Below are 12,837 nucleotides of genomic sequence, written 5' to 3' on the forward strand. Positions count from 1 at the left end.
AGGGCACGGTTTCTCACAGGTTCGCACTCATCCGGCGGCGGCGATCACATCGCGCAGCGCACGCAGGTGGCGGTCGAGCGCCTTGCGCCCCGGTTTCGTCAGCGCGTACCAGGTCACCGGTTTGCGCTCGACGAAATCACGCCGCAGCGATATGTAGCCGGCATCCTCGAGCTTGCGCAGCTGCGCGCCCAGGTTGCCGTCGCTCATGTCGAGCTGCTGCTTGAAGCTGGCGAAGCTGATCTCGCCGTGCCGCGCCAGCAGCACCGCGATCGCCAGCCGGGCGCGGTGTTCCAGCACTGTATCGAGCCCCTCCAGGGCTTTCATGCACCCGCGTCCTGCGCGAGCGCGCGCTGCGCCGCCAGGCCCGCCCACACCAGCGACAGCGCGATGACGACACCCGTGATGGTCCAGGCATAAGGCGGCACGAACACGGTCATGACGCCGTAGGCGGCGAGCATGAGCACGCCGCTCCACAGCAACGGGCGTTCCAGGTGCACGCCCGCCAGCGCATACAGCAGGCCTGTGGTGAACAGGAAACCGGCACCGCCCTGCTGCGGGCTCACCCGGCCCATGAACATCGGCAACGCGGTGAGCAGGAAGGCGATGCCGCCGATGCCCCAGTGCAGGCCGTAGCGCAGGCCCAGCTCGCGGTCGTTGATGCCGCTGCGCTGTTCCGCGCGCGCGCCCAGCCACCAGCTCAGCAGTCCGCCGCCGACGCCGGCCGCGAGCCAGAATAGGTTGGTGGCCCGTGGCGCGAAGTCGGGCAGGGCGAATCCCACCGCAATGATCGCGGCCCACAGGAAATAGATCGCCGGCACGCCCATCGGCCGGTCGCGGCGGCGCACGGCGCCGGCGATGTAGTCGAGATCCTGCTGCAGCTGCTCGTGACTGGGCATGTGTGTGCTCCGTTCGTGGAGATATCGCAGAGTACTCTATAAACTAGAGTTGTCAAGGGTATCAATGGCGCATATGCACGCGGATAGCCGCGCCGTGCGCCGCTGTCGATTGCGTATGATTCCGGCGGCAGGCGATGGCCTGCTCCGGCAAGCGCGAACCGCCACCATGGCGGATGCCTGCCCCCGGCGCCGGGTGCGTGCTGGCGCAACGCCGGCTGGGCGAAGAAGTGTTGCGGCAGCGGTATGCGCCGAAGCCGTAGAGGAGACCCGCGTGGATGCGATGGCAGCGTTGAGCGTATTCGTCGGGGCGGGCCTCGGGGCGCTGTTGCGATGGGGTCTGGGCAGCGCGTTGAATCCGCTGTTTCCGAACGTCCCGCTGGGCACCCTGGCCGCGAACCTGGTCGGCGGTTTCCTGATGGGCCTGGTGCTTGGCCTGTTCGTGCAGTTCGAGACCCTGCCGCCGGCGCTGCGGCTGGCGGTGACGACGGGCTTTCTCGGCGGCCTGACCACGTTCTCGACGTTCTCGGCGGAAACCACGACCCTGCTCCTGCGCGGTCAGTACGGCTGGGCTTCCGTCGCCGTCGCTGCGCACGTGGTCGGTTCGCTGCTGGCCACGCTGGCCGGCATCCTCGCCGTGCGCATGTTGCTGCGATATTCGGGAGGTGGCGCATGAAGGGCGTGCATCTGCGGCTGTACACCTACGAGTACCGCAAGCATCACGGCGAGCCGGTCTACGCCTGGCTGCTCGACCACGCGCGCAAGCTCGGCATCCCGGGCGGCTCGGCCTACCGCGCGATGGCCGGTTACGGCCGGCATGGCCTGCGCCACGAACAGCATTTTTTCGAGCTTGCGGGGCAGGAACCGGTGCTGGTCGAGTTCATCGTGTCGGCGCAACAGGCGGACGCGTTTATCGCGGCACTCGAAGCCGAAGGCCTGGATCTGTTCTACGCCTGCCTGCCGGTCGAATATGGCGTGACCGGTGCGCGCGAGGCGCCGCCACGAGATGACGACTAGCCTGCGACGCCTGCGATCCGGCCGCCGGCGCCGGCCTGGTCGTGCCGCTTAGGCGTAGCGCGCTTTCAGCATTGCGAACGCGGCGCGCAGCGCCTGCGCCTCGCCGCCCACCGGGCGGCCCGCACGCTCGCTGTCGTTCCAGCTGTACACGTCCAGATGCGCCCAGGCCTGGCCCTTGGGCACGAAGCGCTGCAGGTAGATCGCGGCGGTGATGCTGCCGGCCATGGTCGAACTGCTGGCGTTGGCGATGTCGGCCACGTGGCTGGTCAGATAACGCACGTACGGCTGCCATAGCGGCATCCGCCACAGCGGATCGCGGGTCTGCGTGCCGGCCGCCAGCCAGTCGTGCGCCAGCGCATCGTCGTTGCTGTACAGCGCCGGCAACTCGGGGCCCAGTGCGATGCGCGCCGCGCCGGTGAGGGTGGCGAAGTCCAGCAGCAGTGCGGGCGATTGCTCGCCGGCGTAGGCCAGCGCATCGCACAGCACCATCCGGCCTTCGGCATCGGTGTTGTCGATTTCCACGCTCACGCCCTTGCGCGTGGCGACCACCTCACCGGGGCGGAAGGCGTTGGGTCCGATCGCGTTCTCCACCGCCGGCACCAGCAGGGTCAGCCGCAGCGGCAGCCTGCGCGCCATGACCAGCTCGGCCAGCGCGATTGCATGCGCCGCGCCGCCCATGTCCTTCTTCATGTTGCGCATGCCGGCGGCGGCCTTGATGTCCAAACCGCCGGTGTCGAAGCACACGCCTTTGCCGACCAGGGCCAGATGCGGATGGCTGGCATCGCCCCAGCGCAGTTCGATCAGGCGCGGTGCGCGGTGCGAGGCCCGTCCCACCGCATGGATCGCCGGGAAATTGGCCTCCAGCAGCGCATCGCCTTCCACCACCTCGACTTCAGCGCCGTGGGCCAGCGCGATCTCGCGCACCACCTGCTCGAGCTCCTGCGGGCCCATGTGCTCGGTCGGGGTGTTGACCAGGTCGCGCACCCGCGTGCAGGCCGCGATCAGGTCGGCGGTTTCGGCATCCGCATCGTCCAGCACCAGCCGCGCGGGTGCGCGCGTGGCCGCCTTGTAGCGGGTGAACCGGTACGCGCCCAGGCCCCAGCCGAGCTGCAGCGCACGGCGCGCGTCATCGTCCAGTTCGCCCTGCAGGCGCCAGTCGCCCGGCGGCAGCGCATAGGGCGCGTGCGCGTAGGCGAATGGATCGTGCGGGTCCGCAACGCCGAGCACCGCGCCGCCGATGCCGTTGCCACCCGGCAGCAGCACCAGGCTGCCCGTGCCCGCGCTGAAGGTCTGCGCGTCCAGCCACTGTCCGATTTCCGGCAGCTGCGCCTGGCGCCATTCGTCCAGTCCGGCCTGCTGCACGCAGTGCAGCGGACGGGCGTCGGCGGAGCTGGCGGCGAATGCGTCGGCTGGATTCATGTCGATGCGCTGCGGAAGGGCCGTTGGTCGGCCACGGAGCCATTCTAGCCGGGCGCCGCGGTGCCGGTTTGGCGCGCGCGTGTGGATGCGCGAGGCGCTCACGCGGTCGCATGACTGTCGCCACTGCCTGCGGCAGGCGTGCCCATGATGGAATCCGGGCGGATTTTTTACCGAGGTGATGCGTGATGCGTTGGCGCTGCTTGCTGTCGACCGTGCTGCTGCTGTGTGTGTGCGTCGCTGCGCGCGCTGAAGGCCCGCAGGCCCCGGCGCCCACGCGCGTGGTGGTGCTGGGCGTGAACCACGCCGCGCAGCTCGTGTCCGAGGCGGACCAGCCGGGCATGCTGCTCGCCTTCATCCGGCAGCTGGCGCCGGACGCGGTGTGCGTGGAGCGCGAGCCGGAGGCATACGCGCGCAACGACCACTACGAATTCACCTACGAGATCCAGGACGTGGTGCTGCCCTATGCGCGCGAGCACGGGTTGGAGATCTGCCCGTTCGATTGGGAGCCCCCGCGCGAAGACCAGATGCTCGGATGGGGCCTGGCCCTGTCCGAGCCACCCGAGGTGCGGCGACCCTCCGGGTTCCAGGGCTTCCTTTCGTTCCCCGAAGTCGAGGCGCTGCGCCGCGGATTCTTCCAGGCCGACGATGTCGAGTCGCTGGCCAAGGTGCACGAATGGATCCGCACCCCCACGCAGCCTGCCTCGCGCGACCTGGCCCGGCGCATGTATCTGTACCGCACGTTCATGCAGGCGCAGCGGATCCGGGCCGCGGCGCGGCGCTGGCCCGGCGGCACCGTGCTGGTGGTGGTGGGCGAGTTCCACAAGCACGACATCGAGTCGATCCTCGCCGACGATCCGCGCATCGCGCTGGTGCAGCCGTCCTCGCTGCCGGCGCCGACGTTGCAGGAGGCAGAGCGCGTCAGCAACCGCGCGCACCGCGTCGCCATCGCCAGCTTCAACCTGCTCGGTGCCCAGGCGGGCACCGGCAACGTCGACTGGCCCTGGGTGGCGCGCGTGCTCGATGCGCTGGAACGCGAGCGCGAGGATCCGGAAACCCGCTTGCTGCGCACCCGGCATGCGCGGCTGACCGGGCGCATCGATGCGGCCGCCGCCGTCGTACGCTACCGCGCCATCGCCGCCGACCCGGCCGCGCGTGCGATGCCGACCTGGAACGGCGTGCTCGACCGCAGCCGCGTGGATTCGTATTTCGATCCGTTCGGCAATCTGCGCACCGACCAGCGCGCACGCGTGGAACTGGCGCGCGAACTGTACCGGCAGGGCGATGCCGCAGCGGCCGATGCGCTGCTGCCCGCGCTGCAGGCCGAACTCGAGCCGAAGGAGGCGCGCCAGCTGCAGGCCTACTGGCAGCGCGAACTGGCTGCCGTCGATGCCGGGCAGGGCGCGGCCGGCAAGGAAGCCGCGCGGCCCAGGTGATCCGCGCCGCCGCCTAGGCGGCAGCCGATCTCACCGCCGCGGCATCCAGCCAGTCGGCGAGCGCGGTCAGCGAATCGAACTGCAGGTCGGGCGCGGGTTCGTGCGCCGGCCACGGCATCGCGTCGCCGGGCTTGTCGCCGCGGTGGATCCAGCAGCTGCGCAGTCCTGCGCGCGACGCGCCGAGCATGTCCAGCGCGATGTCGTCGCCCACGTGCAGCACCTCGTCCGGCGCGCATTGCAGCCGGGCGCACGCGGCCAGGAAGATCCCGGCTTCGGGCTTGGGCGTGCCGTGCATCAGTGCGCTGAGCTGATCGGCGAACAGATGGTCGATGCCGATCGCCGCCAGGTCGGCATTGCCGTTGGACAAGGCGAGCACCGGCACGCGTGCGGCGATGCGCTGCAGGCCGTCAAGCGCATCGGGGTAGAAGTCCACCCGGTTGCGCTCGCGGTGGAACAGCGCATGTGCGGCGTGGGCCAGGCCCGGATCGCCGCCGGTCTCGCGCAGCGCGCGCTCGATGGTCAGGCGCCGCAGCGCGGACAGGTCGTGCACCAGGTGCGGATTGTCGGCGTGCACCTGGCTGCGCAGGGCGTGCATGCCGGGGGACGTGCCGTTCAACAGCGGAAAGCGCTCGGCCGTCGCCGGACTGTGTTCCAGGAACCAGTCGTGCAGGCTCTGTTCGATCCTCGCGCCGATCGGCGCGAAGGGCCAGAGCGTGTCGTCGAGATCCAGGGTGATGGCGCGGACGGTGAAACTCACGCGCGCATTGTAGAGCAGAGCTTGCTCCGCTTTGTGGGCTACGTCGTCCGCGTCTTCCGGTGCTCCCGCAGCAGCGGAGCAGGTCTCGCGCTACTCCAGCACCTTCGCCCAGCCTTCCAGCCCATCGATCTTGGTCAGCACGATCTTGACGCACACGATCAGCGGCACCGCCAGCAGCAGGCCGATGATGCCCCAGGCCCAGCCGAACACCATCAGCGCCAGCATCAGCACCAGCGGCGAGATCGCCATGCGCTTGCCGAGCACCAGCGGGGTCAGGATCTGGCCCTCGATCGTATGCAGGCCCAGGTAGATCGCGGCCGGCAACATCGACGGCAGCGGATAGTCGAACTCCACGAAGCCCATCAGCAGCATCAGCAGCACGCCGATCAGCGGGCCCACGTAGGGCGCGAAGTTCAGCACCGCCGCGACCGTGCCCCACAGCAGCGCTTCGGGCATCGACAGGTCGCAGAACCAGTGCAGCGCGGCCGCCAGCACCAGTCCTACCGCCACGTTGATCAGGCTGATGGTCAGCACGTAGCGCGAGATCTCCTGCTCGATCGACTGCAGGATGTCCACCGTCAGCCGCTTCTGCTGGCGGTTGGGCAGGTTCGCGATCGCCGCATGCTGCAGGCGTTCGCCGAAGATCATGAAGAACAAAGTCAGCAGCACCACCGCCAGCACCGAGGCCAGCAGCTTGGGCGTGGTGGTGAGTGCGCCGTAGGGATCGTTGAGTTCGGTGCGCACCACCTGCACGTTGCGGGCGCTGCCGTCGGCCGCGCGGGCGATATTTTCCGCGGCCTTGTTGGCGTCGGCCATCGGCTTGGTCATGCGCTTGAGCTGCGGCCCCAACTGGCGCAGCTCGCGCGGTACCTGCTCCACCCATGCGCTCGCCGGTTCCACCAGTTCGCGCCCGAGCGCGACCACGCCGGCGATCCCGGCGGCCACCAGCAGCACGGCCGCCAGTGCGCGCGGGATCCACAGCTTGCCCAGGACGCGGATGATCGGATTGCCGACCAGGGAGAAGAACAGCGCCAGCAGGATCGGCAGGATCAGGTCCTGCGCGGCCCATGCGGTGAAGATGATCGCCAGCGCGGCCAGGATCCGCAGCGAGGTGCTGGCGCGGACGACCCCACCGCGCTCACCCGGTGACGCGGGACCGGTCGTGCCGCCGGCGGCGGCAGGTGCCGGCGCAGCGGGCATGGCGTCGGGCGTGCTCACAGGTGGCCGCTGCCGCGAAAGGTCTCCGGAACCTCGTAGGGCGGCGGTGGTTCCGGGGTGTCGTCGTTGGCCGGCGGCGGCATGCCGTCGGTCTTACGCTCGACGGTTTCGGCGGCCTGCTTGGCATCCGAGGCCTCGCTCGCCGCGGCCTGCGCGCTGCCGCCGGCGAACAGGCTGCTCAGCGCGCTGATCAGCTGCAGGGTGCCGCCGCCCGCCGCCTTCTTGAACGGCTCGGCGCGGCCCACGATGAAGCCGCTCACCAGGCCCGCGATCACGATCCGCCCCGGCGTCCACATCGCGCGCCAGGACGATTTCACCTGGCGCCAGTCGGCGCCGGTCTGGCGTTCCTTGGCCTCGAGCGCGACCTCCGCCTGTCGCACTTTCTCGATCAGTTGCTCGAAACCCACGTGGGTCTGCTCCAGGTGCGATGGTGCGTTGGACGGATGATCGCTCACGGCAGCGTGTTATGGCGACATGCCTATGGCGGGGTGATGTCGACGCCGAGTCCTTTCTTCACGGGTTGGCCGTCGGTGCTTTCGGCCACTTGCTCGGCCGCTTTCTTGGTGGACTGGCCCGAACTCGGCTCGGGCATGAAGTCGGCCAGCTCGCCGATGCCCAGCCGCGCCAGCTGCCGGCGCGTGGCCTGCATCCGGGTGTGGTCGAAGTAGCGCTGCGCCTGCCAGATCGCCCAGCCGGTGATCGCGGCGCTGAGCACCGCGCACAGCAGCAGCGCCGCGGCGAACGACATGCCCAGGCCGCGGCTGAGCCAGGTCACCAGCGCGGCCATCAGCAGCAGCCAGCACGAGGCGCCGAACGCGATCGCTACGCCGGTGAGCGCCAGCGTGCGGCCGAAGGCGCTGCGCGCCAGCGACACGTCCGCACTGAACAGGATCCGGAACGCCTTGAACGCATCGTTGCCCGCGCTCCAGGTGGCGCGTCCGGTGTCCTTGAGCTGCGCGAACGCCTCGTCGATGCCCGGTGCGCGCTGGGCCTCGTCCCGCCGCGTTCCCGGCTGGTCGCCTTCTTCCGCCATCGTCGCGTGGGCTTACTTGTCGCCGCTGCGCGCCAGCTTGGCGATGATCCAGCCGGCGGCGAAGGCCATGCCGAACGAGGCCAGCGGGCGTTCGCGGATCAGGTCCGAGGCGCTCTCGATCAGGTCGCGGCCCTTGTCCATCAGCACGTCGACCTGCTCCATCGACGCAGCGCCCGCGCTCTCGAGCGCGGCGATGCCCGACAGTGCGCCGTCGGCCAGTTCGGCCTTCACCTGCGCCTTGCCGAGCTTGGCTTCATCGCCAGCCGCAGCGGCCACGCCCTTGATCGCATCGCCCGCCGCGCCTGCGGCCTGCTTCAGATGCGCGCCGGTTTCACCCAGGTTGCTCTTGAGGTTGTCGGTGGCGGTCGGTGTCATGTTCGGGTCCTCGTTTTGTTGGAAGGCACGCGCCGCGGCGCAGTGGGTGCAGCATGGTCAAGCCGGTGAAAAGCCCGCGTGAGCGTAACGCCAGCAAAGCTCTGAACCACCAAACCGGCGCCAATTAATGTGGGAGTGGCTTTTGTGGGAGCGGCCTTGGCCGCGATTGCTGTCCCCAGGAAACCCAGCTTCCGATTCCGATTCGGAACGCCGAAAGAGCAATCGCGCGCAAGCGCGCTCCCACAGGCCTCCCTAGCGCAGCAGCAACCGGCCTTGTTCGCGGCCACGCAGCACCTGCAGCGCCAGCTGCTCGGGCGCACGCGCCAGGCTCGCGCGGAATCCGTCGAGATCGCTGAACGCGCCGCTGCTCGCGGCCAGGATCACGTCGCCCGCCTGCAATCCGTTCTGCGCCGCGCGGCTGCCGCGCGCCACGCTTTCCACCAGCACGCCGCGGATGCCCTGGCGGCGCAGCGCCTCGGGCAGGTCGGCAAAGACCGCGCCGGCCAGGCGCGGGTCGAAGCTCGCGCCATCGCGCGGCGCCAGGCTCAGCCCGGTGGTCAGCTGCAGCGCGCGGCCATCGCGGCGCACGTCCAGGGCCACCTGCGCATCGGCCGCCTGCAGGCCCTGGAAGTTGCGCAGCGCTACGCTGCTGTCGATGCGCTCGCCGTTCGCGGCCAGGATCACATCGCCCACCTGCAGGCCCGCCTTGGCGCCCGCGGATCCCGGATAGACCCGCGTCACCACCACGCCGCGCGCCTCGTCCAGCCCCAGGCCGCGATAGGTGCGCTCGTCCACGTCCTGGGTGTCGATGCCGAAGGTGCCGCGTCGGACCACGCCATTGTTCGCCAGCAGCTGGTTCTTGATGCTCACCGCCAGGTTTGAGGGAATGGCGAAGCCCAGGCCGATGTTGCCGGCCATCGAGCCGCGCGGATTGAAGCTGGCGGTGTTGATGCCGACCAGCTGGCCGGCCAGGTTGACCAGCGCGCCGCCGGAGTTGCCCGGGTTGATCGAGGCGTCGGTCTGGATGAAGTTCTGGAAGCCCACGCCCGGCAGGTTGGCGCGGCCCACCGCCGAGACGATGCCCGAGGTCACCGTCTGGCCCACCCCGAACGGATTGCCGATCGCCACCACGAAGTCGCCCACCTTCAGGCTGCCCGAATCGGCCAGCGGGATCGCGGTGAGCGGCGCGCCATCGGTGGGGATCCGCATCACGGCCACGTCGGTATCGGCATCGGAGCCTTCGAACTCGGCCTTGAGCGTGCGCCCGTCGGCCAGGGTCACCGACACGTCGTCGGCGCCCTCGATCACGTGGTGGTTGGTCAGCACCAGGCCCTGCGCCGCGTCGATGATCACGCCCGAGCCCAGCGATTCGTTGATCCGCTCCTGGGTCAGCTCGGGGAACATGCGGCGGAAGAACGGATCGTCGCCGAACGGGCTGACCCGCACCCGCTGCTTGGTGTGCACGCTGACCACGGCCGGCATCACCCGCTGCAGCATCGGCGCCAGCGAGGGCAGGGGCTGGCCGGGCAGCGATGCCGGCAGCTGGGCCACCGCGGGCACGCTCGCGGCGGCGCCGGGTTCGGCCCGCGCCGGCTGCTCCAGGCCGTCGCGCAGCGCGGTGGCGGCAAAGCCGCCGAACGCGGCGGCAAGGGACAGGGCGAGCAGGGTGGTCAGGGGCTTGGGGCGTTGCATGGACGTTCTCGAAAATCGTTCGGGCGGCCGCAGCCGCGCAGGCATTGGGGCAGGAGCGCTATCAGATCGCGTCCCGACGCGGGGATTCAAGCGTCCGGCGCGTTCGGGGGCTGCCGCCGGGGATCCACTGCAGTGTCCGCCCGGCGCCCGAAATCGGTGCTGAAAGCGGTTTCGCGGCAGGTCGCCAACCGGGCGCCGGGAATGTCCGGGGAATCTGCGCATTCATCGAAATACTGTTGACATGCCAACTGTGACGGGCGTAGCGTGGTATCCCGCGCCGCCACTACATCTTGGGGTCGACGCGGCGGGCAGGGCCCAGACATTGGGGGTTTGTGCAAAGCACCAATCCTCAAAACAGGCCGGAATACCGCGGAGCAGTCGCTACACCAGCCGGAGTAACAGCCGGAAAACCGACGCCTTGGGGAGGGCTCGTGACGGCAGTCGAGGCACAACGCAGAACAGTCAGCATCCAGGCGGCAGGGCGTGGCCCCACGAGGGCACAGCCGGTCGCGGCATCGCCGTCGGCGCGGTTCGCGCCCCGGCGCCGCTAACGGTTTTTTGCCCGCACGGGCACAGGCAAGGCGCTACACCTACAACCACAAGAAGGCCGCCGCCCCGCGGCACGCAACACGGAGAACACCAGGAATGAGCACAGTACGTCTGGAGGCGGTGAAAAACCCGGCGGGCGGAGCCCCTGCGCAGCAGGAAATCCCGATGCAGCCCGCCTCGACCGACATCTGGGACAAGAAATACCGCCTCAAGACCAAGGCCGGCGTGCCGATCGACACCGACATCGACGCCACCTACCAGCGCGTGGCGCGGGCTCTGGCCGATGCCGAGCCCACGCCCGAGCTGCGCGCCTACTGGAACGAGCGCTTCACCTGGGCGCTGCGCCGCGGGGCGATCCCCGCCGGCCGCATCACCTCCAACGCCGGTGCGCTCGAGCACAAGCCCGCCACCAGCACCATCAACTGCACCGTGTCGGGCACCATCACCGATTCGATGGACGGCATCCTCGACAAGGTCCACGAGGCCGGCCTCACCCTGAAAGCCGGCTGCGGCATCGGCTACGAGTTCAGCACCCTGCGCCCGCGCGGCGCGTTCGTGGCCGGCGCCGGCGCGTACACCTCCGGCCCGATGTCCTTCATGGATATCTACGACAAGATGTGCTTCACCGTGTCCTCGGCCGGCGGCCGCCGCGGCGCGCAGATGGGCACCTTCGACGTCAGCCATCCGGACGTGCGCGACTTCATCCGCGCCAAGCGCGAGGACGGCCGCCTGCGCCAGTTCAACCTCAGCTTGCTGATCACCGACGGCTTCATGCAGGCGGTGGCCGACGATGCCGACTGGCCGCTGGTGTTCCCGATCAACGAGAAGGAAATCGGCGACGTCGACCTGGCCAACGCCGACCAGGTGGTCTGGCGCGACTGGCCCACCCACACCAACTACGTGGTCCGCGACGACGGCATGGTCGCCTGCAAGGTCTACGGCCACCTCAAGGCCCGGCACCTGTGGGACATGATCATGGTGTCCACCTACGACTACGCCGAGCCGGGCTTCATCCTGATCGACAAGGTCAACGAGATGAACAACAACTGGTGGTGCGAGAACATCCGCGCCACCAACCCCTGCGGCGAACAGCCGCTGCCGCCCTACGGCGCCTGCCTGCTGGGTTCGGTCAACCTGACCAAGTTCGTGCGCAACGCCTTCACCGACCAGGCCAGCTTCGACTGGGAGGAATACAAGGAAGTCGTGCGCGTGTTCACCCGCATGCTCGACAACGTGGTCGAGGTCAACGGCCTGCCCCTGCAGCAGCAGCGCGACGAGATCCTGCGCAAGCGCCGCCACGGCATGGGCTTCCTGGGCCTGGGCAGCACCGTGACCATGCTCAAGATGAAGTACGGCAGCAAGGAGAGCTGCGAGTTCACCGAGCGCATCGCCCGCGACATGGCGGTGGCCGGCTGGGAAGTCGCGCTCAGCCTGGCCGAGGAAAAGGGCCCGGCGCCGATCATGGAGGAGCGCTTCACCGTCACCGCCGAGATGCTGCGCAAGCGCCCGGAAATGGCGGCCGACGGCTGGAAGCTCGGCCAGGAAATCCCCGGCAAGGTGCTGCACGCCAAGTACAGCCGCTACATGCAGAAGGTCGCCGAAGTGGCGCCCGAGCTGGTCGAGCAGCTGGCCGAAACCGGCGCGCGCTTCACCCACCACAGCTCGATCGCGCCCACCGGCACCATCTCGCTGAGCCTGGCCAACAACGCCAGCAACGGCATCGAGCCCAGCTTCGCCCACCACTACAGCCGCAACGTGATCCGCGAGGGCAAGAAGACCAAGGAGAAGGTCGACGTGTTCTCCTTCGAGCTGCTGGCCTACCGCCACCTGGTCAATCCCAAGGCCGTGCCGTTCGCCGAGGACCCGGCCGCCAAGCTGCCGGACTACTTCATCTCGGCCGACGACATCACCCCCAAGGAGCACGTCGACGTGCAGGCCGCGGCGCAGAAGTGGGTGGACAGCTCCATCTCCAAGACCGCCAACGTCCCCACGGATTACCCGTACGAGGACTTCAAGGACATCTACCGCTACGCCCACCAGCAGGGCCTGAAGGGTTGCACCACCTTCCGCTTCAACCCGGCCGCCTTCCAGGGCGTGCTGGTCAAGGAAGCGGACCTGGAAAACACCCTCTACCGTTTCGAGCTGGAGGACGGCTCCACCGTCGAGGTCAAGGGCAACGAGCAGATCGAATACGACGGCGAAATGCACACCGCGGCGAACCTGTTCGACGCGTTGAAGGAAGGCTATTACGGCAAGTTCTGAACACGCTCCCTCCCCCGATTGCGGGGAGGGTCGGGTGGGTGCGCGGCGCAAGCACGCGGCCTACACGCTGCAAAGCATGCAAGTCGGGTATAGGATCGCGCCAGCAGTCAACCTGCTCGCAGTACCCGTGAAACATCGCAACCTGCAACGCAAACAGAACTTCCACCCGATTGACCGCCCTTAAGGAGG

General features: G+C 69.0%; 13 protein-coding genes. 4 read left to right on the forward strand and 9 right to left on the reverse strand.

Going from position 1 to position 12,837, the window contains the following annotated elements; translation table 11 throughout:
- Window positions 1–27: 27 nt before the first annotated feature.
- Both MC375_RS06515 and MC375_RS06520 read right to left on the reverse strand, forming a co-directional pair.
- Entirely contained in the window at window positions 28–324 is a 297-nt protein-coding gene (locus tag MC375_RS06515; RefSeq protein WP_242102481.1) for a transcriptional regulator, read from the reverse strand.
- Window positions 321–896: a hypothetical protein gene (locus MC375_RS06520; protein WP_242102482.1), complete on the reverse strand. Its 576-nt coding sequence runs from the start codon at window positions 894–896 to the stop codon at window positions 321–323. Before MC375_RS06520 ends, MC375_RS06515 begins: the two co-directional genes overlap by 4 nt.
- Window positions 897–1,176: 280 nt before the next feature.
- On the opposite strand from MC375_RS06520, the gene crcB reads away from it, so the two are divergent.
- Complete coding sequence (crcB, locus tag MC375_RS06525) at window positions 1,177–1,569, forward strand: fluoride efflux transporter CrcB (protein ID WP_242102967.1); 393 nt, start codon at window positions 1,177–1,179, stop codon at window positions 1,567–1,569.
- Complete coding sequence (locus MC375_RS06530; protein ID WP_242102483.1) at window positions 1,566–1,910, forward strand: DUF190 domain-containing protein; 345 nt, start codon at window positions 1,566–1,568, stop codon at window positions 1,908–1,910. Before crcB ends, MC375_RS06530 begins: the two co-directional genes overlap by 4 nt.
- Window positions 1,911–1,958: 48 nt before the next feature.
- Here MC375_RS06530 and MC375_RS06535 read toward each other — a convergent pair whose 3' ends face one another.
- Window positions 1,959–3,329 (reverse strand): leucyl aminopeptidase family protein, encoded by a 1,371-nt coding sequence (locus tag MC375_RS06535; RefSeq protein ID WP_242102484.1) that lies wholly within the window; start codon window positions 3,327–3,329, stop codon window positions 1,959–1,961.
- Between the two features lie 185 nt (window positions 3,330–3,514).
- Between MC375_RS06535 and MC375_RS06540 the strand changes: the two genes are divergently transcribed.
- A complete protein-coding gene (locus MC375_RS06540; protein ID WP_242102485.1) occupies window positions 3,515–4,762 on the forward strand; it encodes a hypothetical protein in 1,248 nt (415 codons plus the stop codon).
- 13 nt (window positions 4,763–4,775) lie between these two features.
- On the opposite strand, the gene MC375_RS06545 is transcribed toward MC375_RS06540, so the two are convergent.
- The 6 genes from MC375_RS06545 to MC375_RS06570 all read right to left on the reverse strand — a co-directional run bounded on the left by MC375_RS06545 (window position 4,776) and on the right by MC375_RS06570 (window position 9,837).
- Window positions 4,776–5,519, reverse strand: a complete 744-nt coding sequence (locus MC375_RS06545; protein ID WP_242102486.1) for an HAD-IA family hydrolase — start codon at window positions 5,517–5,519, stop codon at window positions 4,776–4,778.
- 90 nt (window positions 5,520–5,609) lie between these two features.
- Window positions 5,610–6,737 (reverse strand): AI-2E family transporter, encoded by a 1,128-nt coding sequence (locus MC375_RS06550; protein WP_242102487.1) that lies wholly within the window; start codon window positions 6,735–6,737, stop codon window positions 5,610–5,612.
- Window positions 6,734–7,192 carry a protein sip-5 gene (locus MC375_RS06555; RefSeq protein ID WP_242102488.1) on the reverse strand — a complete coding sequence of 153 codons (459 nt, stop codon included), beginning with the start codon at window positions 7,190–7,192 and terminating at the stop codon, window positions 6,734–6,736. Before MC375_RS06555 ends, MC375_RS06550 begins: the two co-directional genes overlap by 4 nt.
- A 23-nt stretch (window positions 7,193–7,215) precedes the next feature.
- Window positions 7,216–7,770 (reverse strand): phage holin family protein, encoded by a 555-nt coding sequence (locus MC375_RS06560; protein WP_242102489.1) that lies wholly within the window; start codon window positions 7,768–7,770, stop codon window positions 7,216–7,218.
- A 12-nt stretch (window positions 7,771–7,782) separates the two neighbouring features.
- A complete protein-coding gene (locus tag MC375_RS06565) occupies window positions 7,783–8,145 on the reverse strand; it encodes a hypothetical protein (RefSeq protein ID WP_242102490.1) in 363 nt (120 codons plus the stop codon).
- A 252-nt stretch (window positions 8,146–8,397) separates the two neighbouring features.
- Window positions 8,398–9,837: a trypsin-like peptidase domain-containing protein gene (locus tag MC375_RS06570; protein ID WP_242102491.1), complete on the reverse strand. Its 1,440-nt coding sequence runs from the start codon at window positions 9,835–9,837 to the stop codon at window positions 8,398–8,400.
- A gap of 645 nt (window positions 9,838–10,482) precedes the next feature.
- Here MC375_RS06570 and MC375_RS06575 point away from each other — a divergent pair.
- Entirely contained in the window at window positions 10,483–12,648 is a 2,166-nt protein-coding gene (locus tag MC375_RS06575) for an adenosylcobalamin-dependent ribonucleoside-diphosphate reductase (RefSeq protein WP_242102492.1), read from the forward strand.
- The last annotated feature ends 189 nt before the right edge of the window (window positions 12,649–12,837 follow it).

The sequence above is a fragment of the Lysobacter sp. M2-1 genome, assembly GCF_022662495.1.
GTDB lineage: Bacteria > Pseudomonadota > Gammaproteobacteria > Xanthomonadales > Xanthomonadaceae > JAKPBU01.